Below are 26840 nucleotides of genomic sequence, written 5' to 3' on the forward strand. Positions count from 1 at the left end.
ACCGTTCGCGCACCGTCGTCAGGCGAGCACAAGCCTGGCCAGGTCGGCCGGCAGTTCGCCCTTCACCGCCATATGGTGCACCCGGAGCAGTAAAGCCACCGTCAAAGAGTCCGGCATATGCCCGGACACCGCCGCCTCGAGCGCCTCGGCAAACGGCACGCGCGCGACGGCCAGGTCCTCGGTCTCGTCCGGCGCGGTCGCGGTGGGCGTCAGGTCCAGGGCCAGGAAGCCATGGCAGAACTCGTCGGTGATCGAGTTGGACAGCTCCATCCTGAGGATCTCGCGCCAGTCGCCGGCCTCCAGCCCCACCTCCTCGGCCAGTTCGCGCTTGGCGCCGTCCAACGGGTCCTCGTCCAGCGGCGCGCCGCCCTCGGGGATCTCCCAGCTGTAGTTGGCGCGGGTGAAGCGGTTCTGACCGACCAGGGTGACCGTGCCGTCGGCGTGCAGCGGCACCACGCCGATCGCCCGGTTCTTGAACGCCACCTTGCCGTACAGCGCCGGCCGGCCGGTGGGGGCCACGGCCTGATACTCGGTCAGGGTGATCCAGGGATTGTCGTAGATCGTCTTCTCGCTGGTCACGCCCCAGGGCTTGCCGTGCGGCTTCAGCCAATCCGGTTTAGGAGCGGCGGGCTTGGCGCTGGCGGGTTTATTCGACATGCGAACGACTCGCGACTTGTGGCGACCGGGCCCCGGCCATAGGTGTGCTGGCTCTAGAGCATTTTCGAGCGAAGTGGATTCCGGTTCGCGTGAAGAAAATGCGCCAAACAAATAAATGGAGCCCGGCTTGCGGGCTCCAACGCGCTTCCTGGAGGTCGTCTTGGCCGGTTCCGTTCCCCCCGCCCCCGAATTTGGCCAAGTGCTGCCGATCGAACCATCGCAGGCGGTGCTGGACTTCCTGGCCCAGCGGCGCTCGGCCTCGGCCATGAGCCTGACCGCGCCCGGTCCCGGCGACGCCGAACTGGCCGACCTGCTGCGCCTAGCCGCTCGCGTGCCCGACCACGGCAAGCTGGCGCCCTGGCGGTTCGTGATCCTGCGCGGCGCGGCCAAGGACGCCTTCGCCGAGAAGGTCACCGCCCTGGCCGACAGCCAGGCCAATCCGGTCAAGGCCAACGCCGCCCTGCGCAAGCTGACCCGGCCGCCGGTCTGCGTGGCGGTGATCTCGCGTCACATCCCCGGCGAAATCCCCGAGTGGGAGCAGCGCCAGAGCGCCTCGGCCGTCTGCCAGCAGATGCTGCTGGCCGCCGCCGCCATGGGCTGGGGCGCCAACTGGATCACCGACTGGTATTCCTATGACCCGCGCGCCAAGGCCATCCTGGGCGTCGGCGACGGCGAGCTGGTGGCCGGCTTCGTCTATCTGGGGACCTCGACCGAGGCCCCGCAGGAGCGGGTGCGGCCCGACGTGGCGGCGATCACCACCGAATGGTCCGCCGACTAGAGCTCAGGTCGCTGTTGCGTTTCCGCATCGCTCCGGCACCTTTATTGGGGCGACCTCTGCTCAAAATGACGCATAAAGTCACAGAAACGCCTTTTGGATAGTCTCAAACCCCAAGGCGAGAGGGTTATTGGACGCAGGCTTTGTCATGCATCAGCCATGACATCTTATGTAACAGTTCTGCATCAAATCGACCTTAAGCATCGGTAACTTGTAATCTGGCCTTGCGTTGCCTAAGGCCAAGCTCAAGGTTGTCTGCGTACTTACACGCCGACCAAAATTTTTCGGCCGACGGGGTTTATGACGCTCTCTCTGTTAATTCTTGGCATGGCCGCCGCCATGGATGGCGCGCCCGAAGCCGCGCCCGGGCAGCAGGAACCGGCGGTTCACGCCCAGCAGACGCCGCAGCAGGCGGCGGCTCTCGCCGCCGATCCCTACGCGTCCGAGGTCGAGGCCGTCGAGGTCGTGGCCGGCAAGCCGCGCGGCTCGGTCGAGGGCGACATCAAGCCCGAGCTGACGCTCGGCCCCGCCCAGATCCGCGCCTATGGCGCCGGCAGCATCTCGGAACTGATGGCGTTCCTGGAGCCGCAACTGCGCACCAGCCAGAGCCGGGGCGACGGTACGCCGGTGATGCTAGTCAACGGCCGCCGCATCTCGGGCATGCAGGAAATCCGCGACATCCCGCCCGAGGCCATCGAGCGCTTCGAGATCCTGCCCGAGGAAGTCTCGCTGACCTACGGCTACCGCGCCGACCAGCGGGTGGTGAACATCGTACTGCGCCGCCGCTTCCGCGCCCTGACCAGCGAAGCGGGCCTGAAGGCCGCGACGGCCGGCGACCGCACTTCCACCGACCTGACCAGCACCTTCTTCCGCGTCCAGGGCGATCAGCGCTGGCTGTTCAACGGCAAGATCTCGCACGACACGCCTCTGTTCGAGACCGATCGCGACATCCGGCGCGACCCCGGTAACGCGCCCTACGACCTGACCGGCAACGTCGCCCTGGCCCAGGCGACCGGCCCCGACATTCTCATGCCCGTCCCCGCCTCGGCCGTGACCGGCACGGCGTCCCTGGCCGACTTCACCAACAACGCGGGCCATCCCGCCACCGACGACCTGACCGCCTGGCGCAGCCTGGCTCCCAAGAACACCGCCGCCTCGCTGACCGGCGCCCTGACCCGGCCGCTGGGCAAGTCGTCGATGGCCACGATCAGCGGCAGCTTCGAGGACACCAGCACGCTCAGCTACATGGGCCTGCCCACCGTTCGCGACGCCACGCGGATCCGGCTGCAGGACCAGACGCCGGTCATACCGGCCGGCAATCCGTTCTCGCCGTTCGGCCAGGACGTCGAACTCTATCGCTATGCCGACGACTATGTGTCGATGCTGCGCAAGGTCGACAGCCAGAAGGCGACGGTGGCGGCGGCGGCCAACGGCCGGATCAAGGAATGGCGCTGGAGCGCCACCGGCGGCTACGTCTATTCGACCAGCGACACCACCACCGGACGCGGCCTGGACGCCTCGGCCTTCGTGGCCGGGCTCGCCGCCGACGATCCGACGCTCAACCCGTTCGGCAACATCCCGTCGGATCTGCTGAGCCGGTTGTCGCCCAACACCGCCCACTCGACCTCCAACACCGCCAACGCCGAGGTCGTGTTCGTCGGCGCCCTGACGCGGACGCCGGCCGGCAACGTGTCGACCACCTTCAAGGCCGGGGCCGACACCCAGATCCAGGATTCGCGCAGCGTCCGCGAAGACGTCGTGACCGATCGCAGCCTCTCGCGCACCAGCGGCAACCTGCAGGCCAGCATCAACGTGCCGCTGACCAGCCGGTCCAAGGGCGTGCTGCCGTTCCTGGGCGACCTGTCGGTCAACTTCAACGGCGAGTACGAGCAGCTGTCCGACTTCGGCGGCCTGTCCACCCTGGGCGGCGGCGCCAACTGGACGCCGGTCGATCCGGTCACCTTCCAGGTCAGCTACATCAGCGAAGAAGGCGCCCCCAGCGCCTCGCAGCTGAACGACCCGATCTTGCTGACCACGAACGTCTCGATCTTCGACTTCAAGACCAACCGGACTGTTCTGGCCACGCGCATCGAGGGCGGCAACCCGAACCTGATGTCCGACAGCCGCCAGGTCGTGAAGCTGGGCGTCAACATCAAGCCGCTGCCCAAGGACGCCAAGACCAACCTGCAGATCAGCGCCAACTACACGGTCACGCGGATCGACGACTCGACCAACAGCTTCCCGGCCATCACCCCCGACATCGAGCAGGCCTTCCCCGGGCGCATCGTGCGCGACAGCGACGGCAACCTGATCTCGGTCGATTCCCGGCCGGTGAACTACGCCAAGACCGAGCAGGAGCAGATCCGCTGGGGCTTCAACCTGTCACGGCCGTTCGGCAAGCCGCGCGCGGGCGTTCCGGGCTTCCCGTTCGGCGGTGGCGGCGGCGGCCCGCCTCCCGGTGGTGGTGGTGGCGGCGGTGACGGCCCCGGCGGCGGCGGCGGCGGTGGTTTCCGTGGCGGCGGCGGCGGCGGGTTCCGCAACGGTCCGCGCCCCGGCCAGGGCCAGATCCAGGTTTCGCTCTACCACACCTGGAAACTGAAGGACGAGATCACCATCCGCGACGGCCTGCCGGTCATCGACCGCCTGGACGGCGGTTCGGGCGCCGGTCCCGAGCACGAGGTCCAGCTGCAAGTCGGCGTCTCCAAGAACGGCATGGGCGCGTTCCTGAACGGCAGCTGGCGCAGCGCCTATCGCCTGAACGGCTCGATCCCGGACAAGGACCTGTTCTTCGGCGACCAGTCGACCTTCAGCCTGAATCTGTTCGCGGACCTGTCGTCGCGCCCCGACCTGTTGCGAGCCCACCCGTGGCTGCGTGGCTCGCGGGTACAGCTACAGGCCCAGAACCTGTTCGACACCCGCCAGGACGTGCACGATCGCCTGGGGATCACGCCCCAGGCCTATCAGCCGGACTATCTCGACCCGGTCGGCCGCACGGTGCGGATCAGCTTCCGCAAGCTGATCGGCCCGGCCCGTCCGGTGCAGCCGCCCGGTCAGCGTCCGCCCGCGGTTCCCACCCCGCCGCCGGCGCCCGCCGCGACCCAGCCCGCGCAGCCGCCGCGCTAGCCGGCAAAGAAAGAGGGGCGCGTCCGGCCGGACGCGCCCCTCGTCATTTCAGCGTCGGCGAGACGGTCAGCCCCGGCCGCGATAGGGCGCGACGCCCTGCTCCGGCACCCACAGGCCCTCCGGCGCCGGGCCCGTCTGCCAGAACACGTCGATGGGGATGCCGCCGCGCGGATACCAGTAGCCGCCGATGCGCAGCCAGCGCGGCTGGGCGATCTCGACGATCTTGCGGCCGATCTTGACCGTGCAGTCCTCGTGGAACGAGCCGTGGTTGCGGAAGCTGGTCAGATAGAGCTTCAGCGACTTGCTCTCAATCAGCCAGTCGCCGGGCGCGTAGTCGATCACCAGATGGGCGAAGTCGGGCTGGCCGGTCACCGGGCACAGCGAGGTGAATTCGGGGGCCACGAAGCGGGCCAGGTAGGTCACGTCGCTCTGCGGGTTGGGCACCCGCTCGAGGACGGCCTGGTCGGGGCTGGCGGCGGGTTCCACCACCTGGCCCAGCTGGGTCACATGAAGTTCGGTCATGGCGGTCATCTAGGCTCCGCACCCTCGCGAGACAAGCGCGCGCGGTGTCGCTATCAATCGGCGAAACAGATGTTGGGCGAGAAAAGACCATGAGCGGACGCGATTTCGAGGGCTTCACGGTGGTGGTCACCGGCGCCTCCACGGGGCTGGGCCGGGCCATGGCGCTGGAGACCGCCCGTCGCGGCGCCGGCCTGGTGGTGGTCAACTTCGCCAGCAGCGCCGCCGAGGCCGAGGAAACCGCCCGCCTGGTCCAGGCCGAGGGCTCCAAGGCCGTTCTGGTCCAGGGCGACGTGGCCCAGGACGCCGATTGCCGCAAGATCGCGCAGGCCGCCGCCGGCACGGGCCGCATCGATGCGCTGTTCAACAACGCCGGGGTCACCAAGTTCGCCCCCGACCACGCCGACCTCGACGCGGTCGACGCCGAGGACTTCCTGCGGCTCTATGCGGTCAATGTGGTGGGCGCCTTCCAGATGGTCCGCGCCGCCCGCAGCCTGCTGGAGGCCGCGCCCCAGCCGGGCGCGGTGGTCAACACCGCCTCGATCGCCGGGGTCGTGGGCAACGGCTCGTCGGTGCCCTACGCCGCCTCGAAGGGCGCCCTGACCACCATGACCCTGTCGCTGGCCCGGGCCCTGGCGCCGCGCATCCGCGTCAACGCCGTCTGCCCCGGCTTCATCGACACGCCCTGGTTCGGCAAGGCCATGGACGCCGAGCGGGTTGATCGTCTGCGCGCCGGAGCGGCGGCGGCCACGCCGCTGAAAGTGGCCTCGACCGCCGAGGACATCGCCGGTTCGGCGGTGTTCCTGGCCTCGCCCGCCTCGCGTCACGTCACTGGCGAAACCCTGCTGGTCGACGCCGGTCTGCACCTGGGCGGTGCGAGTCTGGCGATGCGCTAAAGCCGCAGGTAAAGCCCAAACAAACGTTCCGTCGACACTGTGGCGCCCTACGCCGTTTCTGAAGCAAAATCGTCACACTTCGCCCAATCTTTGTGCCTGGGGCGCCGTTTGTGCTGGCGATTTAACCACTGTGATTGCAACTAGGGCGTAGCCGACAACTATTCCTGTTGTGCCCAAACACGCTTGCAGGCGTCGCTGGACGACGAAGGCTCCATGCCCTTCGGTCGGCAAAACGAAATAAAGGGGATAGAACACATGAAGTTTCTGAAACTGGCGCTGGTCGCCGCCGCTGCTTCGGTCGCCATGAGCGGCGCCGCGATGGCCGAAGAACTGAAGCTCTCGTACAATGTTGGCGTCGCCAGCGACTACATCTTCCGCGGCGTCAGCAACACCAACACCAAGGGCCAGATCTTCGGTGGCGTCGACGCTTCCTACGGCATCGGCTACGCGGGCGTCTGGACGTCGAACGTCGACTTCGGCACCCCGAACCCCGACCAGGAAATCGACCTGTACGCCGGCGTGAAGCCGACCATCGGCGCGGCCTCGCTGGACCTGGGCGTGATCTACTACGGCTACAGCAAGGACAAGAACGGCGCTCCGGGCCAATACGGCTACTTCGAAGTCAAGGCCGCCGCCTCGACCGCGGTCGGCCCGGGCACCATCGGCGCCGCCCTGTACTACTCGCCGGAATTCCCGGGCAACGGTGGTGAAGCCCTGTACGGCGAAATCAACGGCTCGGTTCCGATCGGCGAAAAGCTGACCCTGAGCGGCGCTCTGGGCCGCCAGGAAGTCGACACCGACGGCTACTTCGCCGGCATCAACGACGGCTACACCACCTACAACATCGGCGTCACCGTCGCGATCAGCGACCACCTGGCCGCCGACATCCGTTACTCGGACACCAACGAGCACAAGTTCGGCGAGATCTACGGCGAAGCGCTGACCGCCTCGCTGAAGGCTTCGTTCTAAGCTTTAGAACAGTCTGACGAACGAGCCGCCCCGTCCTCGGTCGGGGCGGCTTTTTCTTTGGGCGCTAGGCGGTGGGCTTGGGCGGCCGCATGAACAGCGCCGCGAAGAACACCACCGCCGTCAGGGCCGCGAACAGCTGGAAGGCCGGGGTGAACGAGCCCACGCGGTCGCGGATCGCGCCGCCGATGAACGGCCCCGCCGCCGACACCGCCCCGATCAGGCAGGTCAGCGAGAACAACTCGACATTGTTCCGACGGCCGAAATAGTTCAGCAACAGCAGGCTGACGGCCAGCACGGTCAGGCCGAAGCCGATCCCCACGCCCACCGCGTACAGCGTCAGCAGCAAGGGCGTCGTGGCGCGTGACAGGGCCAGCAGCCCCACCACCAGCAGGCCTTGGGCGAACACCAGCAGCCAGCGCGGATCGATCCGGTCGCCGATCGCCCCGCCGCCCAGGCGCGCGGCGACCTGCATCCCGCCTTCCAGGCTGAGCATGCCCGCCGCCACCGCGCCGGCGACGCCCATCTGGGTCAGGTGGGCCTGGGTCAGGCTGGCGGCGCTGATCCCGGCCAGCAGGTGGCTGAAATAGGCGGCCAGCAGCACGTAGAACTGCGGCGTGCGCACCGCGTCGCGGACGCTCCACTCGTGGTCGGTGTGGTAGACGTGGCCCGGCGTCCTGCCCGCCTTGGCCTCGGCGTCCAGCACCTTGTCCAGCGCGGCGCCGGCCTGCTCCAGCCAGCGCGGACCGCCCACCGCCACGGCGCAGACCAGCCCGACCAGACCGACCACCACCGCCTGCAGCGCCCAATAGAGCCGCCAGTCGTTGTGGGTGGCCGACAGGACGCTGACCACCATCCACGGTCCCGCCACCCCGCCCAGGGCGCCGAAGGTGAAATAGATCCCGAACGGCAGGGCCCGTTCCTTGAAGATCGCCGACAGCACGTGGGTGCCCGGAATCAGCGCCGCCATCTGGAAGCCGATCCCGCACAGGGCCGTGCCCACGAAATAGATCGGCAGGGCGTGCACCCGCGACAAGCAGAACAGGCCGCCGGCCATCACCGCCACGCCCACCAGGATCGCCCCGCGCACGCCCATCTTGCGGATCAACAGGGCCGGCAGCCAGGACGACAGGCCGGTGAACACGCCCAGGATCGTGAAGCCCAGGAAGGCGTGCTCCCAGCTCCAGCCCAGTTCCGGAACCATGGCCGGGATCACCACGCCCAGCGACGAATAGGTCGCCGCCGTGATCAGGAACAGCAGCAGGCTGAAGGCGGCGACCAGCAACCAGGGGCGCCAGGCGGTGGGAGTCCGGGAAATCGACAGATCGGTCATCAGAACGTCCGCTTCATGGTCACGCGCCACTCTCGCCCCTTGCCGGGCAAGGCGCCGAGATTGGCATAGGTGTCGGCGTCCGGGGTGAAATAGAGCTTGTCGAACAGGTTATCGATGTTGAGCTCGGCGGTGTACGGCCCGCGCGCGATATAGGCCGAGGCGTTGACCACGGCGTAGGCGGGATAGGTCACCGCGTTCTGCACGGTGCCCGAGGTCTTGGTCACATGGGTCACCCCCAGGGTCGCCCCCGCCGAACCCCAGTCGTGCTTGTCGCTGGTATAGGCGCCGTACAGGCTGACCACCGACTTGGGGATCAGGGTGTAGTCGTAGTCGCCCGCCCGTCCCGGCAGGCTGCTGAACGTCCAGACCACGTAGGAGCCGCCATAGCCCTGGGCGCCGGGCACGCCCGCCGTATAGGCCGGGACGTACTGGAACGACTGGTCCGGCCCCTTGACCGTGGTGTGCTGGGCGTTGCCGGTGGCCGTGAAGCTGAAGTGCTCCGACACCAGCCAGCGGATCTCCAGCTCCACGCCCTTGGCCCGCGTGCCCTGCACCACCGGCGTCAGGCCCGACAGCTGGGTGCGGTTCTGGCGATAGCCGGCCAGCGAACCGACCAGGGTTCCGCGCAGCAGCTGGAACTTCACCCCCGCCTCCGCCAGGTCGCTGTCCGACAGCCACGAGCCGTCGGCCACCAGGCCCGGGGCGACGTCGCCGGCCTGGCTGACCTCCAGGGCCGAGGCCTTGGCGTAGCTGATATAGGGCATCAGGCCGACGGGGGTCTGGTAGGTGAGGCTGGCGCTGTACGTCCCCTTGCCCCGGCTGTCCGTCTGGCGGCCGGTGACGGTGAACGGCAGGACGCCGGTGTCGTTGGCGGCCACGTCGTACCAGTCGTAACGGCCGCCCAGGGTCAGGGTCAGGCGTTGGCCGAATTTCACGTCGCTGGTGAAGAACAGGCCTGTCTGGCTCCAGGTGCTCTTGTTGTCGTTCTCCCAGTCCAGCCCCTGGACGCCGGCCGGCTCGGCGCTGAACGGACTGTCGATGATGTCGTTGGGCTGGGCGCCGACCGAGATGTCGCGACGATCGATGGCGATCAGGCCGCTGTTGAAGCTCTCGCGCCGGCGGCCGTCGAACCTGCGATAGCCGGCTCCGACGATGGTTTTGGTCTCCACCGCTCCGAACGCGCGGGCGAAGGCGTAGCTGGCCCGCGCCTCCCAGACCGAACTGTCGAACCAGGCGGGATAGCCATAACTGACGAAGCGCTTGTTCTCCTGGTCGTCGTAGAACAGCTGCAGCTTCAGCACGCTGTCGCCGTCGAACCGTTTGGCCAGATCCGCGTAGAGGGTGTTGGTCCGGGTCCTGGAGAAGTCGGCGGCGCTGACATAGACCGTGCGCGGGTCCAGCTTGGTCGTGCCCACCCCGGTGTCCAGCGTGTGGTTGGCGTCGGTGGCGGGGAAACCGTAGTACGGGATGTAGAGGGCGCTGCCGAACGGGTACGGCCCCACCTCGCCCGGCGTGATCCGGCCGTTGTGGTCGGCGTCGACCAGGCTGGTGTCGCGGCCGGCGATGTAGGTCCCGTGGTCGATCAGGTCCTGGGTCAGTCGGTTCCAGCCCGGCGTCTGGATGTCGCCGGTCGAGTGATAGACCATGCCGCCGAAGGCCGTGCTCCAGCCGTTGTTCAGGTCGAAGTCGGCCGAGAGCTCGGCCAACTGGCGCTTCGGATGGAGCCCTCGGTAGAAGCTCTTTGAATCGTCGACCTCGCCGTAGGCGTAGACCCCGCCGTCGGCCGCGCCCAGCTTGACCGGCAGGGCGACCTGGCCGGTGAGGTTCTTCTTGTCGTAGGCCCCGAGGGTGGCGGTCAGCTCGCCCTTGGGATCGGTCAGGAACCGGCCCTCGTCGCGCGCCGACTTGGGGATGAAATTCAGCATGCCGCCGACCTTGCCCGCGCCGTAGATCGGGGTCGGAGGACCGCGCACAATCTCGATCTGGGCCGCGCCACCGATCGGGGTGGAATAGGTGCCGCGGTTTTCGACCCGCTTGAAGCCCCGGAAATAGTTCTCGGCCAGGGTGCCGCGGATGTTGAGCGCGCCCGGCACGCCGTAGAAGCTGGCGGTGTAGGTCCCGGGCGAGACGGCGGTCAGGCCGTCGATGGTCTCGATCCCGAACCGCTCCAGCGTGGTGTCGCTGACGAAGCTGGCCGAGCGCGGGGTCTCCAGCAGCGACTTCTCCAGGCCGAACACCGTGGTGCTGGGCTGCTTTTCCAAGAGGCCGGCCTTGTCGCGCGCCTGGACGATCACCGCGTCGACGGCGTCCGCCTGGGCGACCTCTTGGGCCTGGACGGGGACGGACGCGAAGGCGCCGACGGCCATGGCGGAGGCGAGCAGGAAGACGCGGATCGACATCGCGGAAGCTCCAGACCCGCCGAGGGAGCGGCGGTGAAGCTAGCCAATGGGATGTTACGCAACGTTCGTCAAAACGTTATGTAACATTTCAGAAGAAATTATATTGAGGCGGCTTTAGAGGAATTGAAGGCATGGGATGCTGATGGGGACACACGCATGTGTGTGTCCCGACGGTTCCCCGCTCAGCTTTCGACCATCGGCCGGGTCGCTTCCGGCATGATGTTCAGCACGCGCATCATCGCCAGCCTGGCGCCTTCGACATTGCCGGTCGCGATCACGTCGGCCACGGCCCGATGCTGCTCGACATCGGCGATCAGCTCGGCCTCTGTGGCCGCGCCGAACGAGAACACCCAGTAGCGGGCGGCCTTGTGCTGCAGGGGGATGAGGATGCGGGCCAGGGCCATGTTGCCGCCGGCCCGGGCCACGGCGGCGTGGAAGCGCTGGTCCATGGCCACCAGGGCCGGCAGGTCGCGCTCGCGGGCCGCCTGCTCGCCGCCGTCGAAGGCCGCGCGGATGGCGTCGGCCTCGGCCTTGCTGGCGTGCTTGGCGGCCAGGCCCGCGCAGTGCGGTTCGATCAGGGCGCGCGCCTCGTAGCCCTGCCGCAGTTCGACCAGATCCAACGGGGCGACGGTGGTGCCCGAGCGGGCGCGGCGGATGACCAGGCCTTCCAGGGCCAGGCGGCCCAGGGCGTCGCGCACGCCGGCCAGACCGGCGTCGTAGCGCGCCGCCAGCGACTGCTCGTCCAGCCGCGCGCCGGGCGCCAGGCGGCCCAGGATCAGGTCCAGCAGGATACGCTCGTAGACCTTGGCCTTCTGCAGGTCGGGCGACCAGTCCTCCAGCCCCGAGGACGAACAGACGTCCAGCACCAGCATCCGGTCGCGTGCGCCGGCGGCTTGGCCGCCGGCCGTGGCGTCGTCTGGGGCCATGAACTGTCGCAAGGCGGAGCTCCGAAGGTAAGCAAGCCCTGATATGTACGGTGAAATGTCAGGCCACGCCAGGGGATGCGGGCGGGGACGCACACGCAATCCGGGCGATTTGCCTAATGATCACGCATCGTTGAGTGCGTGTGTCCCCAGCAGCGCTAGAACGCCGGCACCACCGCGCCGTGGTACTTCTGCTCGATGAACGCCTTCACCTCGGGCGAGGTCAGGGCCTTGGCCAGTTTCTGGACGCGCGGGTCGTCCTTGTTGTCGGGACGGCCGACCAGATAGTTCACATAGGGGCTGTTCTTGTCCTCGATCAGCAGGGCGTCCTTGGCGGGGTCCAGCTTGGCGTCGAGGGCGTAGTTGGTGTTGATCACCGCCAGGTCGACCTGGTCCAGGGTCCGCGGCAGGGTCGCGCCTTCCAGCTCCTTGAACTTCAGGTTCTTGGGATTGCTGGTGATGTCCTTCAGGCTCAGCCCGGCCTTGCTGGCGTCCAGCCCGATGACGTTGTTCCTGGCGAGAAGCCGCAGGGTGCGGTCCTCGGTCGAGGCGTCGTTGGGAATGGCCACGGTCGCGCCTTGCGGCAATTGCGCGATCGACTTGTAGCGGTGCGAATAGGCCCCGATCGGCTCGATGTGCACCCCGATCACCGGCACCAGGTTGGTGCCCTTGTCGCGATTAAAGGTCTCCAGGTACGGCAGGGTCTCGAAATAGCTGACGTCCATGCGCTTCTCGGCGACCTGGATGTTGGGCTGAACATAGTCGTTGAAGACCTTGACCTCGATCTTCAGCCCCTCGGCGGCCAGCTTGGGCTTGATGAACTCCAGCACCTCGGCGTGCGGGATGGCCGTGGCGGCGACCGTCAGGGTGTCGCCGGCGCTGGCGGCGGGCTTCTGGCCGCAGGCGGCCAAGCTGAGCACGGCGAGGCTGACGAGAAGGGCGCGGCGGGCGACCATGAACGGCTCCGTTAAGGCGATAAGACGGGTAGGGTATTGCCCGCTTCCGGCTGGACCGGGAAATCAGTTTTCCTGAACCGCGCCACAGAGTCTTGGATCATTTCAATTTGGCGTGTTGACCCGAAGGCCAAACCGGTCGCCTTGGATGAGGATGGCCCGAGAAACCGTCTATATCGTCCAAGCCTACAAGGCCGGCCGTGGCAAGGGCCTGAAGGCCGAGCAGCAGGTCGGCTGCAAGGACGCGGAGGAAGCTCGCCGCAAGGCCGAGCGCCTGGCCCCGCTACGCGAAGGCGTCGTGGCCTTCGCCGCCTCGGCCGACGTCGAAATGGGCGACTACGACGAGAACCCCGTGATCCTGTTCAAGGCCGGCCGGCTGCCGTTTCCGTTCGACCAGGCCTAAGCCTATTCCGGATCGTTCGCGGTTGCCGGCGCGTGGATCGTCCAGGTCGAGATGAAGTCGGGATCGACGACCTCTTCGCCCGTCTCCCTGAAACGATAAATGCCTGGCGCCGCCGGCTGGAAATTGTCGATCTGCGGCGGCAGCCAATACGTTTCGCCCGCTTTCGCGCCTTGCAGATCAAGCCGGACGCCGCTGGCGGAATCCGCGAGACCGACCACGCCATGCATCTGGACGAGGCGGGTCACCTCATCGGCGTCGTTCACATAGGTCAGACCCACAATCACTCTCTTGCCGAGCAGCGCGTCGGCGAAGACCTGATCCCATTGCGGCTGGTTGCTCATGCGTCCTCGTCGTTCGCCGGCTCTTCGGGCCCGGCGATGGTCCAGCTCGACAGGAAATCCGGGTTCTCCACCGTCTCGCCGTCGGTCAGCGGATAGAGTCCCGGCTTGGCCGCCGCGATGTTCGAGGTCTGGGGCGGCAGGGTGGTGGTGTCGCCGTCCTGCGGACCCAGCAGGTCGAGCAGGATCCCCTCCTCCGCGTCGGCGGTGATCACCACGCCGTAGAAGGCCTCGCGCCCTTCCAGTGCGCCCTCGGCGTCCAGGAAGGTCAGGTTCACCAGCATGATCTTGCCAACCAGCCCCTGAGCGAAGCTTTCGTCCCAGTGTTCGGGCGGCGGGGCGGAGAGGATGGGAATCTCGTCGGTCATGGCTGTGTCTTACCGGTGCGAAACGCGACGCACCACCGCGTCGCCGACCATCTGCAGCGCCTGGACCAGCACCAGCAGCAGCACCACGGTCACCACCATCACGTCGGTCTGGAAGCGCTGGTAGCCAAAGCGGATGGCAAGGTCGCCCAGGCCGCCGGCGCCCACCACGCCGGCCATGGCGGTGTAAGACACCAGGGCGATGGCCGTGACGGTGGCCGCCGCGATCAGGCCCGGCATGGCCTCGGGCAGCAGCGCGCCCAGCACCACCTGCCGCCGCTTGGCGCCCATGGCGAAGCTGGCCTCGATCACGCCCTTGTCGACCTCACGCAAGGCGGTTTCCACCAGCCGGGCGAAGAACGGCGCGGCGCCCACCACCAGCGGCGGAATCGCCCCGGCCACGCCCAGCGAGGTGCCGACCAGGGCCACGGTCAGCGGGATCATCACGATCAGCAGGATCACGAACGGCACCGAGCGCAGGATGTTGATCACCAGCGACAGCACGCCGTTGGCCGCGCGGTTCTGCAGCATCTGGCCCTTGCCGGTCAGGAACAGGATCACGCCCAGCGGCAGGCCCAGCACCACGGTCAGCACCATCGAGCCGCCCAGCATCGACAAGGTGTCGAGCGTCGCCTGGCCGATCTCCGACCAGTCGATGTTTTCCGCAAAGCCGCTCATCGGCTCGCCTCCGTCACCAGCTCGACCCGGACGCCGTCGGCCTTGAACCTCGCGATGGCCGCTTCGACGTCGCCGCCGGTCAAGGATAGGGTCAGCTGACCGTAGGGCGTCTCGCGCAGGCGATGGATGCGGCCGCCCAGGATCGAATAGTCGACGCCGGTCTCGCGAGCCACGGCCCCCAGGATCGGCTTGTAGGTGGCCTCGCCCCGGAAGGTCAGGCGCACCACCCGGCCGCCGACCAACGCGCCGTCCGCCGGAACACCATCCGCCTCCATGACGAACCGCCGAGCCGTGGCGCTGGCCGGGTGCAGGAACACCTCCTCAACCGTGCCGGTCTCGACCACCTTTCCGCCCTCCAGCACCGCCACCCGGTCGCAGACGCGGCGCACCACGTCCATCTCGTGGGTGATCAGCACGATGGTCAGGCCCAGCTCGCGGTTGAGGTTGGAGACCAGCTCCAGGATCTGTTCGGTGGTCTCGGGATCCAGCGCGCTGGTCGCCTCGTCGCACAGCAGCACCTTGGGGCCGGTGGCCAGGGCGCGGGCGATGCCGACCCGCTGCTTCTGGCCGCCCGACAGCTGGGCCGGATACTTGCCCGCGAAATCGCTCAGCCCCACCCGCGCCAGCAGCTCGGCGGTGCGCGCCTTGACCTCGGCGTCAGGACGGCCGGCCAGCTTCAGAGGGAAGGCCACGTTGCCGGCCACGGTCTTGGACGACAGCAGGTTGAAGTGCTGGAAGATCATGCCGACCCGGCGACGCAGCGACCGCAGCCCCTCCACGCCCAGGGCCGCCACGTCGTCGCCGTCGACCACGACCTTGCCGCCCGACGGCTTTTCCAGGCCGTTGATCAGCCGGATCAGGGTCGACTTGCCCGCCCCCGAGGCCCCGATCACCCCGAACACCTCGCCCTGGGCGACCGACAAGCTGACCCCCGCCAAGGCGGCGCGATCACCAGCCCCGGCATAGGTCTTGGAAACGTCTTGGAAGGTGATCACGCGGCGCGGCCCGAAGCGAAGGTCAATCGGCCCGAAGACCGCAAGCGCGACGATTTAGGCGCTCGGCGGCCAAAGGTGAAGGAAAACCGGCGCTTTTAGCCCGCGCGGCGTTGATCCAGGCTCATCACCTGGCCAATGCCGGTGATCAGGGCGACGGCGGTGACCGGCTTGGCCACGTGCAGGTCGGCTCCGGCCAGCAGCGCGTCCTGGCGGTGGCGGGCCATGGCGTTGGCGCTGAGCATGATGATCGGGGTGCGCGCCCCGGCGATCTCGAGGTTGCGGATGGCGCGCGTCGCCGCCAGCCCGTCCATGACCGGCATTTGCATGTCCATCAGCACCAGGTCGTAGGACTCGCGTTCGAACGCCTCAACCGCCTGGGCGCCGTTGTCGACGGTGGTGACCCGCACGCCGTAGGGCTCGAGCAGCAGTTGGACGACCTTCTGATTGACCGGATGATCCTCGGCCAGCAGCACTCTCAATGTCTCGCCGGGCCCTTCCAGGTCCACGTCCGGCGCCGCCTTGGCGATCGAACCCTGGACGCGCGGCAGCGGCAGGACCACGCGGAACAGGCTGCCCTGCCCCGGCTGGGACCGGGCCGAGATCTCGCCGCCCATCATCTCGACCAGGGTCTTGCTGATCGACAGGCCAAGACCCGTGCCGCCGAAACGCCGGGTGATCGTGGCGTCGGCCTGGCTGAAACGCTGGAAGATCAGCTCGCCCTGGGCCGGGTCGAAGCCGACTCCGGTGTCCTGGACCTCCAGGATCAGGCGCGGATCGGCGCCTTGGCCCAGGTCTTCCAGGTCGATCCGGGCGACCACCTCGCCCCGGTCGGTGAACTTGACGGCGTTGGACAGCAGGTTGCCCAGCACCTGGCCGATGCGGACCGCATCGCCCAGGAACACCCCACGCGCCGCCTGCTCGCCCTCGACCCGGAAGGTCAGGTGCTTGTTCTCGGCGCGCATGCGCGTTAGGTCGAACAGGCCTTTCAGGGCCGGCGCCAGGTCGAAGGCCCGCGCGTGCAGGGTCATCTGCCCCGCCTCGATCTTCGAGACGTCGAGAATGTCGGAAACCAGGCGCTCCAGCGTCTCGCCCGAGCCCTGGATCAGGTCGACCATCTCGCGCTGGGCGGGATTGAGCTGGCTCTGGCTCAGGGCGGCGGCCAGGCCGACGACGCCGTTCAGGGGCGTGCGGATCTCGTGGCTCATATTGGCCAGAAAGTCGCTCTTGGCCTGGTTGGCGGCCTCGGCGGCGACGCGGGCGGCGGCCATCTCGGCCTCGACCTTCAGGCGCTCGGTGACATCCCGGGCCACGGCGAACACCAAGTCGCCCGAACGCCGCGCGCGCCATTCCAGCTGGCGGTAGCTGCCGTCGGCGTGCCGATAGCGATTGACGAAGCCCCGCACCTCGCCCGTGGACTCGGCCTGAGCCATGTGGAAGCGGGTGATCTCGAGGTCGTCGGGATGGATCAAGGGCAGCAGGGGCATGCCCTGGAGCGCCTCGGTCGAATAGCCCAGCACCGCTTCCCAGGCCTGGCTCAGCTTGACGAAGCGTCCCTGCAGGTCGCGGATGCACAGCATGTCCAGCGACACGTCGAAGAAGGTCGACAGGTTGCTGGCCGTGTCCTGGGCCTGTTCGGCGGCCCGCAGGGCCCGGGCCTCGCTGGCGGCCAGGGTCTCCTCGGAGCGCCGCCGGTCGATGGCGATGGCCGCCAGTTCCGCCGCCGCCTCGATGAAGGCGATGTCCTCTTCGTCGGGCGCCCGGACCTGGCGCTGATAGATGGCGAAGGTGCCCACCACGGTGTCGTCGGCCGCCAGGATCGGCTGCGACCAGCAGGCGGCCAGGTCAGCCTCGGCGGCCAGCTCGCGAAAGCCGACCCACAGCGGATCGGTCTGGATATCCTCGACCACGATCCGCCGCCCCAGGAAGGCGGCCGTGCCGCACGACCCGACGGACGGTCCGATCTCGACGCCGTGGATGGCCTGGTTGTAGGCGTCCGGCAGGCTGGGCGCGGCGCCCAGCAGCAGGCGGCGACCATCGGCGTCGAGCAGCAGGATGCTGCAGACGATCGCCGGGTCCTCGGCCTCCACCGCCTGGACGATGGCCTCTAGAACGGACGACAGGCATCCGCCGCCCGCGATCAGGTTCATCGTCCGCCGAAAGGCGCGGTGGTCGGAAGTCCGGCTCATGATGTGACGACGCCTCCGGAGCAAATCTGCTTCGATATGCGTAACAGTCCAACCGTCACCTGGAAGTAACCTAAACGACTCAACCGCCGCGACATACTGAAGCGGCGTCAACGCCCTAGGGCTGTTTGACCACCGCCCCGCCCTTCATCACGAACACCGGCTTTTCCAGCGTCGTGACGTCGACCAGCGGATCGCCGGACACCGCGATCAGGTCGCCATAACGACCCACGGTCACCTGGCCGACATCCTTCTCGCGGCCCAGGGCCTGGGAGGCGGTGATCGTCGCGGCCTGGATCGCCTGCAGGGGCGTCGCGCCATAACGGACCATCACCGCGAACTGCCGGGCGTTGGTCCCATGCGGATAGACCCCGGCGTCGGTGCCGAAGATCATCTTCACGCCGGCCTTCAGCGACTTGCGGAAGTTTTCGCGCTGGATCTCGCCGATGTCGCGATCCTTGCGCAGATTGTCCTCCAGCACGCCGTTCTTGGCGCCCTCGGCCTGGGTGTAGTCGGTGTTGTAGATGTCCATCGAGAAGTAGGCGCCCTTCTGGACAGCCAGCTTGATGCCCTCGTCGTCGACCAGGCTGGCGTGCTCGATGGTGTCGACGCCGGCGCGGATGGCGTCCTTGATCCCCGCCGCGCCGTGCGCGTGGGCGGCGACCTTCAGGCCGGCCATGTGGGCCTCGTCGACGATGGCGGTCATCTCGGCCAGGGTCAGCTGTTGCTGGCCCGGCTCGTCGCCGTGCGAGAACACGCCGCCGGTCGCGCAGATCTTGATCACCTGGGCCCCGTACTTCTTCAGCTCGCGCACCCGTTTGCGGCCTTCGTCGGGGCTGTCGACATTGTAGGGGCCCTTCTGGTCCATCGACGGCGGGAAGAAGGTGGAGTCGCAATGACCGCCCGTCGCGCCGATCGCATAGGTCGCCGTGACGATGCGCGGCCCGGGCACGTAGCCCTCGTCGATCGCCTCGCGCAGGCCCACGTCGTCGAACCGGTCCGAGCCGACGTTGCGGATGGTCGTGAAACCGGCCTCCAGCGTCTTCTTCGCGTTGGCGGTCTGGACCACGCTCCAGAAGGCGTCGCTGTATTGCAGGCTGTTGTAACCGCCCATCTCGGCCACGGCGCTGATGTGGGTGTGCATGTCGATCAGGCCCGGCAACAGGGTCGCGCCCGGCAGATCGACCATCTTGGCCCCGGCCGGGGTCGCGTCGCCCGCCTTGCCCACCGCCGTGATCCGGCCGTCGGTGATCACCACCTGCGGATTGTCGACATACTTGCCAGAGGCCACGTCCAGCAGCCGCGCGGCGCGCACCACTTCGATATCGGCGGCGTGCGCCAAGGGCGCGACGCAGACCGTCGCCAGGAAGGCCAGAGCGGCCAGTTTACGCTGCATGATCACAATCCCCGTCCCCGGATCATCGAAAGACGGCGACGCTATCACGCGCCCGCCGCCCGTCGAGCCGTAACAGCGCCGTTTCGCGCTGGCGCCACGAAGGCGGGCGCCTGTCCGCGCGCCACCGCCCACGGACGGCCTTGGCGGGACTCGCCCCTCATCCTATACGGGCGGTACCAGCGCGGGCGTGGCGAAACTGGTAGACGCAACAGACTTAAAATCTGTCAGCCGCAAGGCTATGCCGGTTCGACCCCGGCCGCCCGCACCACTCCCGACCTAGCGCAGCGCCGCAACCGCCTTGCCGCCGCCGATCGCGGCCTGGGGCGGGCAGCCTTCGCCAGAGCAGGCCTGGCCCTCGGTCGTCAGGCGAAACTCCGGATCCCAGTCCAGGGTGAAGTCCGGCGACTGGCCCAGAGACTTGAGCGCCGCCGAGCCGTTCTGGTCGTTCGAGGGGACCGCCTTGATCGTGAACACCGCGCCGGTGAAGGTCAGGTCGTAGTTCGCCGCCAGGCCCAGGGTTCCGCGCCCGATCGCATAGTCCCCAGGCAGTTCACCGGCCTCGCGCGCCAGCGATCCGGTGAAGGCGTCGCCACCGAACAGGGTCCCCGCCGTGATGCGATAGGTCAGGGGCGGATCGCCAGCTTGACCGACCTGTTTGGACAGGGCGTCGGCCGTCACCGTCAGCGCCGCCCGATAGGCCTGGACGAAGCGATTGCCCGCGCCGGGCGTCGTGGAAAAGAGGCCGGTCGAGAAGTCGTACCGCGAGCCGAAATATCGGACGCCCGCCAGCCCGTTGAAGCTGTCGCCCGCCGTCGAGCCCAGGGGATTGCCGACCGCCTGGCTGTAGATCAACCAACGGCCGTTGGGGGCGGCCACCGCGTCGGCTCCGCGCGCGTTGGTGAACACCCCGTCCGAGGCCAGGATGACCGCGTCGCCCGCGCCGTCGGCCTGGACCTTGCCCGTGCCGGCGATGGTCATGCCGCCGTGCGAGGCGACCCGCACCGTGTTGCCGCCATGCACGGTTCCGTCGATGGTCAAGGGGCCGTTGGCGATATTGGCGATCACGTCTTGCAGACCGTCGACCGAGGTCAGGCCGGCGTTGGTGATATGGTCCAGGTTGATGTCGACCCGGCCCGTCGGGGCCGTGACGCTGATCGTCGCGGGCGCGCCGGTCGAGGTGACGGCGTTGGCCGTCGTGATCGCGCCCGGCGTCGCGGCGCCCAGGATGGCGTCGCCGTCGAAGGCCTCGACGAGCACCTGCGGGGTTGCCGTCCCGCTCATGATCGCCCCGCCCAGGCGGGCCGTGCCGAAGTCCGTAGCCCAGACCCGGGCGACCGTCCCGGCCCGGATCAGGTCCACATCGATGCCGCCGTCGATGCTGGTCGCCCCGACGAACAACGGCGCGGTGAGCGCGCCCAAGTGTCCGCTGTAGACCTCGGCATAGATGTTGCCCACGTCCACGGTGATGTCGCCGCCGTTGACGACGCCGTTGACGAACAGCAGGAGGCTCCCGCCGTAGTGCAGGGTCTTGCCGGTGAAGTCGAAGCCGCCGACCCGGTCGCGAATGGCCCAAGTTCCGCGCATGTCCCCCTGCGGCGTCAGGGCGGCGTTGGCGAAATCGCCGCCGCTCAGGCTGTAGTTCCCCCACACGTCGACGCTGGTGGCCACGTCCACCAGGCCGTTTCGGCCGTCCAGCGTCACCAGGCCGTCGCTCGTGACCGTGTCGAGGGCGACGCTTTGCCCCGTCACGACAACCCGGGCGTCGTTCAGTCCGCCGCCCGCGCTCAGCTGAGCCGCGCCGGTCACCGCGCCCTGCTCGGCGGTGATGGTCAACCAGTGGTCGGCGTGAATGGCGGCGGTCCCCAGGTCCAGGTCGCCCAGGGTGTCGGTGATGGTGACGTCGTGGATCGCGCCGGAGAACAGGTCCGGGGTCAGGACGGCGCCCAGGAAGTCCTGCCCCCTGATTGTGTAGTCGCCACCGGAAGAGGTGACGTGACCGACCTCAAGCGCGCCGTCGTTGGCGTTGAGCGAGATGTTGTAGCCCGCCACCTCGTTGATCTTCAGGTCGCCGCTGGTCTGGTTCACGGTAACGTCGCCACCGATGGACGATGCGACGAGGTCGATGCCGTTGGTGGCCACGTTGATGTTGACCACCGCGTTGCCGTTAAAGGACGTGACCTGCAGCCCGTCCGTGCCGCAGCCGCAGCTGACGTTTGTGTCGACATAGTTGTCTGGGTTGATCGAACCCAAGTCGTCCGCGCCGAACGTGGCGGTGTTGTAGGCCACCACCGCCACGCCGTCGGGGCCCGTGGCGCCGCGCAGGGTCGCGTCACCGTTGATCGAGGCCACTACGACGGCCTGGCCGGCCTCGGCCCATTGCACCACGGCGTTAGCGGTAGCGGCGGTCGCCTCGATCATTCCGTTGGCCGTGATGTGGCCCACGTCGACGCCACCGCCGATCAGTTCCAGGTCGCCGTCGCTGGAGATGAGGCTGGCCAGCTTTCCGTCCAGCAGGCCGTCAGTCTCCAGGTGCACCAGGTTCGCGCCGTGCGCCGAGCCCGTCAGCGTCAGGTCGCCGCCGGCGTCGTACAGCGCCACGTCGCCATTGTTCGCCGTGGCCGTATCGACGGTCAGGCCGCCGTTCAGCGCCTCGACATAGATATTGGTGGTGTTGGCCGTGATCGTGCCGAACGAGGCCAAGCCGTTGCTGATCGTCACGTCGACGCCTTCACCCTCCAGGGTGTCGATCAGGTCGGCGGTGTCGAGATGGACCACGGCGTCGCCGCCGCCAGTCGAGCGGACACTGGCCGCGCCCGTGTTGCCGCCCGTGCGGCTGAACAGATTGGCGGTGGTGATCGCTTGATAGTCCGGATCGCCCAGCACCGCGTCGTTGGTCGCCGTGATCGACAGGTCATGGCCGACGCCGGCCCCCGTCAGCACGGCCTTGCGCAGGATCGCGCCACCGCCGTTCGAGGTGATGGTGATGTCCCGCCCGGCCGTGGCGGCGGTCACGTCGACATCGCCCGCCGCCGTGACCAGGACGTCCCGCGTCGACTGCAGGTCGCCCGCCGTGATCGTGTCGCCCGAGTCCAGCGTGACGTCGCCAGCGGCCACGCCCGTGCCCTGGGTGATCGCCGTCCCGACATCGGCGGCGCCGTTGGTCGACTTCGCCAGCACGTGGGCGTCATCCGTCGCGCCGACGCCGGTGGACTTCAGCGTCGCGCCGCTGGCCAGGAGGTCGCCGTCGGTGGTGGTGACCTCCACGTCGTCGCCGGCCGTGGCCGAGGTGGTCACGGTCGCGTTCCCGGTCGTGGCGGTGACGAAGAGGTCGCGCGCGGCCGAGCCATTGTCCAAGCTGGCGCTCGTGCCCGTGATCTTCAGGTCACGGGTGGAGTCGGCCGTGCCGACGATCGCGTCGGTCGCCGCCTGGACGGTGATGTCACCGGCCTGCGCGCCGGTTCCCTGGGTCAGCAGCGTGGTGTCGGCGGTGACCGAGCCGGTGTCGGACCGCAGCAGGATGTGCGCGTCGTCACTGGCCCCCAGACCAGTCGATCTCAGAATGGCGCCGCTGGCGTCGACGTCGCCGTTGGAGGCGGTGATCTCGATGTCGTCGCCCGCGAAGATGCGATTGGCCACCGAGGCGCCCGTCGTTCCGGTAAGGAAGACGTCGCGCACCGCGTCGACGGTGTGCGCGAAGACCAGCGGAGCGCTGAGCGTGAGGTCGCGCGCCGAATTGCCCAGGGTCAGCGACGCCGAACCGTTGCTGGTCAGCAGGATGTCGCCCGAGGTCATGGTCGTGGCCGAGCCCACCGAGGTGTTGGCGCCCGAGGAGACCGTCACGCCGGTCTCGCCGGTGATCTGGGCGACCGTCGCGCCGGGCCCGCCCGCGGCGACCGAGGCCGCGCCGCTGGTGGCGGTGACTTCGCTGGCGGTGATCGAGCCCGAGGTCGTCGAAATGTCCACCGTCGCGCCCGCGGCGATGCTGACGTTCAGGGGGCCGCTCGAGGCGCTGAGCACGACGTCGCCGCTGCTGTTGATCGAGGCGGTGGTCGCCGAACTGATCGTGGTCATCTGGATCAGGGCGTCGGTGGCGGCGCGCAGGTTGGTCAGTGCAGCGGTCGTGTTGGCGGTCGTGGCGGCGAAGCTGGCGTCGTTGAGTCCCGAACCCTTGCTGAACAGGAAGCCGCCGGCGGTCATGGTCGCGCCCGGCGAGACGATCACGCCCTGGGGCGAATAGAACCAGACATTGCCGGCCGTCGCCGCCCCGATCTTGCCGGTCACCACGCTGCCGTTGTCGAACCGGATCTGGCTGGTGGTCTTGTTCAGGACGATGTCGTTGGCCGCGTCGAACAGGAAGTTCATCGCGTCGCCGCTGCTGAGGTGCAGGTCGGTCCAGTTGATCACCGTGCGGGGCGCGTTCAGGTCGATCTGCAGGGTGATGGCGTCCGGGAAGGTGATGAAGGGCTGCGAACCGCCCGTCGACACCGTGATGTTGGCGGCGCTGGGAATGCCCGGCAGGGTCCCCGCCACGCTCGGCTGGGCCAGCGCGAGAACACTGACGAGGGCCGAGGCCGCCAGCAGCCGATTACGGTGCGCCGCACGCGAAAGGGGGCGAGGAAGGATCGTACGGATCGTTGACGGGGTCATGAGGGACGCTCCGGAGACTTCAGCAGGCTAGAACAGGGCGGCGGACAGCGAGATCAGGATGCGCGAGGGCGGCTCGTCGCCCACGCCGAACGGACTGTCGAAGGGCTTGGCCCAGGTCAGATCGACGGCCACGCGCGAGGTGACCTGGGCCCGCACCCCGACCCCGGCCGAGGTCAGGTCCAGCTTGCCGGCCCCAAAGCCCAGATTGGTTAGTTCCGCCGCATCGTAGAAGGCGTAAGGCCGCCAGGCGGCGCGGCCTCCGGCCAAGACCAGCGGCACGGTGCTGATCTCGACCGTCCCCGAGAGGGCGCGGTCGCCGGACGCCACCGAGGGGTCATAGCCCCGCCCTATCGTCAGGTTGCCGACCCCGTACTCCTCGTAGGACAGCAGCGGATCATCGGTGTGCTGCCAGGCGACGATAAGCTTGCCGATCACTGGCCCCGCCAGACGTCCGCCGACCTGCCCCTCGGCCCGCAGCACCGTGGCGTCCGGTTTGGCCAGGAAACGCGAGGCGGTGAACTCGCCGTAGCGGCTGGCGCCGAGGTTGTGCACGCCCTGGCGCAGCTCGACCGTGCCGGTCATCGCCACCGAGTTGCCCGCCAGGCTGGCCGGGGCGTAGTGGCCGTCCAGCCGGACGAAGAACACCCGCAGGTGGTCGTCGGTCAGCACGGCCGCGCCGCCGCCGAACTCGACCTTCTGGTCGATCCAGTCCAGGCCGGCCGCGATGTTGAGGTTGTGGCGGCGATGCCGCATCAGCGGATAGCTCAGGCGCAGGCTGCCGGCGAACGACTCGCCTTCCAGCTCCAGCGGCTTGAGCACGTCGCCTGGCTTGGTCCAGCCCCACGCGCCGGAGACATCCGCCACCAGGCCGTCGCCGCCGATATAGAACCGCTCGACCGCCTGGATGACCCGCTGCTCGTCGCTGGACAGCGTGCCGTAGCCGAGGATCGAGGTCCGCTCGCCCAGCGGGGTGACGCCGTTCAGGTCCAGCCGGGCCAGGGTCAGGTCGCGGCCGACGGTCTTGGAGCCGTAGTTCTGGGCCACGATCGAGCCGTCGACGGCGTCGCGGGCGATGGCGATGTCCAGGTCCAGCGCGCCCTGGCCCTGCGGCGAGGCCTTGAGCGTCGACTGCAGGCGTACGCCGGGCACGTCGGAGGCCAGCAGCAGATAGCGCTGGGCGACGTCGAGGTCGAACGGCGCCAGGCCGCGCAGATGGTCCAGGAAGCGCGCGACCTGCTTCTGGGCCGGCCCGGCGTCGCCGTGATAGTTCACCGCCGCGATCCGCGCCTCGATCACCGTCAGGGTCAGCCGCCCTTCGGTGATGCGCTGCTCGGGGATGACCACGCTGGCCAGCACGCCGCGCCGCAGATAGAGCGTCGCGGCCCGGTCGCGGATGTCGCAGACCACGCTAAGCGGCGCCTCGCGGCCGATGAACTCGGCATAGGTCGAGGCCAGGGCCTGGTCCGACAGCGCCAGGGCGCCGCCCCCGCCTTCATTGGCCGTCGCGCCCTGGAACGCCACCGTCTTGAGGGTGACCTTGATGGAGCTGTCGCGGAAGGCGCAGGGTCCGGCCTCGACACCCTTGAACAGGTCGCCGCGCGGCGCGGCCGCGATCGGCGCGGCGCGGGCGGGATCCAGCTCCTGGCGCGACGGAAGAGCCACCTGGGCGCTCGCGGAGGTCACCAGCATGGCCGCCCCCAGGCATGCCAAGGCGCTCGCGCCAGCGATGGCGCGACTCAAATTGACCAGAACGCGCAAGCCCGCCCCTCCCATCGACCGTGGGTACGTTTCCCCTTGCGTCACTATGTCGCAAACCCGACAGAGCTAAACAAGTCCTAACGAACGCGGGTATGCGAAATGTTCGCGTGCGCTACGCGGGTTCCGAAGCGAATTCGGTTCAGGGCAAAGGATTCTGGATCCGCCTCGCTTTGCCAGTCAGACGCGCTCGCGCCTGTGCAAACACCAGATAAGCCGCGGCGGCGACCAGGAAGGCCGGCAGGGTCGCGCCGATCTGGGGGGTCAACCGGCTAAACGCCTGGTAGGCGCCGACACCCACCACCCAGGCCGCCAGGCCCGGCAGGTTCAGGCTCGCGGGCGCGACGCCGGCGGCGTCCGCGCGGCGGCGGCGCACGATGAAATGGTCGGTCAGCAGCACGCCGAACAACGGCGCGAACACCGAGCCGATCAGCAGCAGGAAGCTCTCATAGCGGGCGATCGGGGCTAGCAGGGCGATGGCCGTGCAGATCACGCCAAAGCCCAGGGCCAGCCGCGCCGGCCGGGCCCGAACCAGGGTGGCGGACGAGATCGCCGCCGAATGGATGTCGGCGAAGGTGTTGTCGGTCTCGTCGATGACGATCAGCAGCAGGGCGAAGCCGCCGCCGCTGGCGGCCAGGGCGGTCAGCAGCAGCCCCTCCCCGCCCCCGGCCGCCAGGGCGTAGGCCGCGCCCAGGCCCATGAACCAGACATTGGCCAGCAGGTAGCCGACCGCGCTGCCCCGGAACATGCCGCCCGGCGTGCGTCCGAACCGCGTGTAGTCGGCGATCAGCGGCAGCCACGACAGCGGCATGGCCACCACCAGGTCGACGCCGGCCCCGAAGCTCATCTCACCGGTTCCGGCCCTGGCCATCAGCGCGGCCAGGTCATTGTCGGCCAGCAGCCGCCAGGTCAGCCAGCCCGCGCCGGCCAGCAGCAGCCACAGGCCCCAGGCGCGCAGGAACCGCCGCACGAACGACACCGGCCCCAGGATCGCCAGCCAGGTCGCGAGCCCCCCGAACAGCAGGGTCCACAGCAAGGGGCTGGAAAAGCCGAAGGCCTGCCGGGTCAGGGCGTTGGCGGAATCGCGCATGGCGATGATCTCGAACGCGCCCCAGCCCGTCAGCTGGATGGCGTTCAGCGCCGCCGGGATCGCCGCGCCGCGCGCGCCCAGAGCCAGTCGCAGCGAGCCCATGGCCGACAGGCCGGTGTCGGTCCCCACCACCCCGGCGGCGGCCAGCAGAACCGCGCCCAGCACCGAGCCGGTGACGATCGCCGCCAGAGCCACGCCCAGGCTCAGGCCCGGCACCAGGAAGGCCCCCGCCTGCAGCACCAGCAGGCCGATGCCCAGGCTGAACCACAGCGAAAAGGCGTCGCGGGCGCCGAAGACCCTGCGGTCCCCCGGCACGGGCGTCAGGGGATCGTAGGTGTCGTTGGGTTCGGCCATGACTCGCAGTCTAGCACGGCCGTCCGCCGTCGGATGAAGGCGGCCACTCCTAGGTCCTCCCCCTGTGGGGGAGGTGTCGGCGAAGCCGACGG

General features: G+C 68.6%; 20 protein-coding genes and 1 tRNA gene. 6 read left to right on the forward strand and 15 right to left on the reverse strand.

Annotated features, from left to right (window positions below):
- Positions 1–18: 18 nt before the first annotated feature.
- The gene (locus G3M62_RS18130; protein WP_165189551.1) at positions 19–657 is read right to left on the reverse strand and encodes an NUDIX domain-containing protein; all 639 of its coding nucleotides are present in this window, start codon (positions 655–657) and stop codon (positions 19–21) included.
- A 160-nt stretch (positions 658–817) separates the two neighbouring features.
- Between G3M62_RS18130 and G3M62_RS18135 the strand changes: the two genes are divergently transcribed.
- Positions 818–1435, forward strand: a complete 618-nt coding sequence (locus G3M62_RS18135; RefSeq protein WP_165189553.1) for a nitroreductase family protein — start codon at positions 818–820, stop codon at positions 1433–1435.
- 324 nt (positions 1436–1759) lie between these two features.
- Entirely contained in the window at positions 1760–4555 is a 2796-nt protein-coding gene (locus tag G3M62_RS18140; protein ID WP_165189555.1) for a TonB-dependent receptor, read from the forward strand.
- Positions 4556–4621: 66 nt separating this feature from the next.
- On the opposite strand, the gene queF is transcribed toward G3M62_RS18140, so the two are convergent.
- Positions 4622–5077, reverse strand: a complete 456-nt coding sequence (gene queF, locus G3M62_RS18145; RefSeq protein WP_165191361.1) for a preQ(1) synthase — start codon at positions 5075–5077, stop codon at positions 4622–4624.
- Positions 5078–5166: 89 nt separating this feature from the next.
- On the opposite strand from queF, the gene G3M62_RS18150 reads away from it, so the two are divergent.
- Entirely contained in the window at positions 5167–5970 is an 804-nt protein-coding gene (locus G3M62_RS18150) for an SDR family NAD(P)-dependent oxidoreductase (RefSeq protein ID WP_165189557.1), read from the forward strand.
- Positions 5971–6225: 255 nt separating this feature from the next.
- Positions 6226–6939, forward strand: coding sequence for a TorF family putative porin (locus tag G3M62_RS18155; RefSeq protein ID WP_165189559.1), 714 nt, complete (start codon positions 6226–6228; stop codon positions 6937–6939).
- Between the two features lie 64 nt (positions 6940–7003).
- On the opposite strand, the gene G3M62_RS18160 is transcribed toward G3M62_RS18155, so the two are convergent.
- From G3M62_RS18160 to G3M62_RS18175, 4 genes are all read right to left on the reverse strand, one after another.
- Complete coding sequence (locus G3M62_RS18160) at positions 7004–8269, reverse strand: MFS transporter (RefSeq protein ID WP_165189561.1); 1266 nt, start codon at positions 8267–8269, stop codon at positions 7004–7006.
- A complete protein-coding gene (locus G3M62_RS18165; RefSeq protein ID WP_165189563.1) occupies positions 8269–10668 on the reverse strand; it encodes a TonB-dependent siderophore receptor in 2400 nt (799 codons plus the stop codon). The genes G3M62_RS18160 and G3M62_RS18165 overlap by 1 nt, the downstream gene beginning before the upstream one ends.
- Before the next feature lie 182 nt (positions 10669–10850).
- The gene (locus tag G3M62_RS18170; RefSeq protein ID WP_165189565.1) at positions 10851–11594 is read right to left on the reverse strand and encodes a GntR family transcriptional regulator; all 744 of its coding nucleotides are present in this window, start codon (positions 11592–11594) and stop codon (positions 10851–10853) included.
- A 155-nt stretch (positions 11595–11749) separates the two neighbouring features.
- On the reverse strand, positions 11750–12547 hold the full coding sequence (locus tag G3M62_RS18175) for a MetQ/NlpA family ABC transporter substrate-binding protein (RefSeq protein ID WP_165189567.1): 798 nt from the start codon (positions 12545–12547) through the stop codon (positions 11750–11752).
- Positions 12548–12698: 151 nt separating this feature from the next.
- Here G3M62_RS18175 and G3M62_RS18180 point away from each other — a divergent pair, with 151 nt between their 5' ends.
- Positions 12699–12947, forward strand: a complete 249-nt coding sequence (locus G3M62_RS18180) for a hypothetical protein (RefSeq protein WP_085953711.1) — start codon at positions 12699–12701, stop codon at positions 12945–12947.
- 2 nt (positions 12948–12949) lie between these two features.
- On the opposite strand, the gene G3M62_RS18185 is transcribed toward G3M62_RS18180, so the two are convergent.
- From G3M62_RS18185 to G3M62_RS18210, 6 genes are all read right to left on the reverse strand, one after another.
- Positions 12950–13288: a hypothetical protein gene (locus tag G3M62_RS18185; protein WP_165189569.1), complete on the reverse strand. Its 339-nt coding sequence runs from the start codon at positions 13286–13288 to the stop codon at positions 12950–12952.
- The gene (locus tag G3M62_RS18190; RefSeq protein ID WP_165189571.1) at positions 13285–13653 is read right to left on the reverse strand and encodes a hypothetical protein; all 369 of its coding nucleotides are present in this window, start codon (positions 13651–13653) and stop codon (positions 13285–13287) included. The genes G3M62_RS18185 and G3M62_RS18190 overlap by 4 nt, the downstream gene beginning before the upstream one ends.
- 9 nt (positions 13654–13662) lie before the next feature.
- Positions 13663–14328, reverse strand: coding sequence for a methionine ABC transporter permease (locus G3M62_RS18195; protein ID WP_165189573.1), 666 nt, complete (start codon positions 14326–14328; stop codon positions 13663–13665).
- The gene (locus G3M62_RS18200; RefSeq protein WP_165189575.1) at positions 14325–15323 is read right to left on the reverse strand and encodes a methionine ABC transporter ATP-binding protein; all 999 of its coding nucleotides are present in this window, start codon (positions 15321–15323) and stop codon (positions 14325–14327) included. Before G3M62_RS18200 ends, G3M62_RS18195 begins: the two co-directional genes overlap by 4 nt.
- 95 nt (positions 15324–15418) lie before the next feature.
- The gene (locus G3M62_RS18205; RefSeq protein ID WP_165189577.1) at positions 15419–17509 is read right to left on the reverse strand and encodes a hybrid sensor histidine kinase/response regulator; all 2091 of its coding nucleotides are present in this window, start codon (positions 17507–17509) and stop codon (positions 15419–15421) included.
- 115 nt (positions 17510–17624) lie between these two features.
- The gene (locus tag G3M62_RS18210) at positions 17625–18902 is read right to left on the reverse strand and encodes a Xaa-Pro dipeptidase (RefSeq protein ID WP_165189579.1); all 1278 of its coding nucleotides are present in this window, start codon (positions 18900–18902) and stop codon (positions 17625–17627) included.
- A gap of 181 nt (positions 18903–19083) precedes the next feature.
- Here G3M62_RS18210 and G3M62_RS18215 point away from each other — a divergent pair.
- Positions 19084–19170, forward strand: a tRNA-Leu gene (locus tag G3M62_RS18215).
- Positions 19171–19178: 8 nt separating this feature from the next.
- Here G3M62_RS18215 and G3M62_RS18220 read toward each other — a convergent pair.
- The 3 genes from G3M62_RS18220 to cytX form a co-directional block, all read right to left on the reverse strand.
- Positions 19179–23549 carry a beta strand repeat-containing protein gene (locus G3M62_RS18220; RefSeq protein WP_165189581.1) on the reverse strand — a complete coding sequence of 1457 codons (4371 nt, stop codon included), beginning with the start codon at positions 23547–23549 and terminating at the stop codon, positions 19179–19181.
- 27 nt (positions 23550–23576) lie between these two features.
- Positions 23577–25238, reverse strand: a complete 1662-nt coding sequence (locus tag G3M62_RS18225; RefSeq protein ID WP_246263318.1) for a ShlB/FhaC/HecB family hemolysin secretion/activation protein — start codon at positions 25236–25238, stop codon at positions 23577–23579.
- Positions 25239–25446: 208 nt separating this feature from the next.
- Positions 25447–26748, reverse strand: coding sequence for a putative hydroxymethylpyrimidine transporter CytX (gene cytX / locus G3M62_RS18230; protein WP_165189585.1), 1302 nt, complete (start codon positions 26746–26748; stop codon positions 25447–25449).
- Positions 26749–26840: the final 92 nt, after the last annotated feature.

The organism is Caulobacter soli (assembly GCF_011045195.1).
Classification (GTDB): Bacteria; Pseudomonadota; Alphaproteobacteria; order Caulobacterales; family Caulobacteraceae; genus Caulobacter; species Caulobacter soli.

Bases quoted from the DNA above. Each gene is read 5' to 3' on its own strand.
- G3M62_RS18150 (WP_165189557.1), top strand. From the start codon at position 5,167: ATGAGCGGACGCGATTTCGAGGGCTTCACGGTGGTGGTCACCGGCGCC.
- G3M62_RS18180 (WP_085953711.1), top strand. From the start codon at position 12,699: ATGGCCCGAGAAACCGTCTATATCGTCCAAGCCTACAAGGCCGGCCGT.
- G3M62_RS18190 (WP_165189571.1), bottom strand. From the start codon at position 13,653: ATGACCGACGAGATTCCCATCCTCTCCGCCCCGCCGCCCGAACACTGG.
- G3M62_RS18205 (WP_165189577.1), bottom strand. From the start codon at position 17,509: ATGAGCCGGACTTCCGACCACCGCGCCTTTCGGCGGACGATGAACCTG.
- G3M62_RS18130 (WP_165189551.1), bottom strand. From the start codon at position 657: ATGTCGAATAAACCCGCCAGCGCCAAGCCCGCCGCTCCTAAACCGGAT.
- cytX (WP_165189585.1), bottom strand. From the start codon at position 26,748: ATGGCCGAACCCAACGACACCTACGATCCCCTGACGCCCGTGCCGGGG.
- G3M62_RS18170 (WP_165189565.1), bottom strand. From the start codon at position 11,594: ATGGCCCCAGACGACGCCACGGCCGGCGGCCAAGCCGCCGGCGCACGC.
- G3M62_RS18155 (WP_165189559.1), top strand. From the start codon at position 6,226: ATGAAGTTTCTGAAACTGGCGCTGGTCGCCGCCGCTGCTTCGGTCGCC.
- G3M62_RS18225 (WP_246263318.1), bottom strand. From the start codon at position 25,238: ATGCTGGTGACCTCCGCGAGCGCCCAGGTGGCTCTTCCGTCGCGCCAG.
- G3M62_RS18220 (WP_165189581.1), bottom strand. From the start codon at position 23,549: ATGACCCCGTCAACGATCCGTACGATCCTTCCTCGCCCCCTTTCGCGT.
- G3M62_RS18160 (WP_165189561.1), bottom strand. From the start codon at position 8,269: ATGACCGATCTGTCGATTTCCCGGACTCCCACCGCCTGGCGCCCCTGG.
- G3M62_RS18210 (WP_165189579.1), bottom strand. From the start codon at position 18,902: ATGCAGCGTAAACTGGCCGCTCTGGCCTTCCTGGCGACGGTCTGCGTC.
- queF (WP_165191361.1), bottom strand. From the start codon at position 5,077: ATGACCGAACTTCATGTGACCCAGCTGGGCCAGGTGGTGGAACCCGCC.
- G3M62_RS18140 (WP_165189555.1), top strand. From the start codon at position 1,760: ATGGCCGCCGCCATGGATGGCGCGCCCGAAGCCGCGCCCGGGCAGCAG.
- G3M62_RS18185 (WP_165189569.1), bottom strand. From the start codon at position 13,288: ATGAGCAACCAGCCGCAATGGGATCAGGTCTTCGCCGACGCGCTGCTC.
- G3M62_RS18165 (WP_165189563.1), bottom strand. From the start codon at position 10,668: ATGTCGATCCGCGTCTTCCTGCTCGCCTCCGCCATGGCCGTCGGCGCC.
- G3M62_RS18175 (WP_165189567.1), bottom strand. From the start codon at position 12,547: ATGGTCGCCCGCCGCGCCCTTCTCGTCAGCCTCGCCGTGCTCAGCTTG.
- G3M62_RS18195 (WP_165189573.1), bottom strand. From the start codon at position 14,328: ATGAGCGGCTTTGCGGAAAACATCGACTGGTCGGAGATCGGCCAGGCG.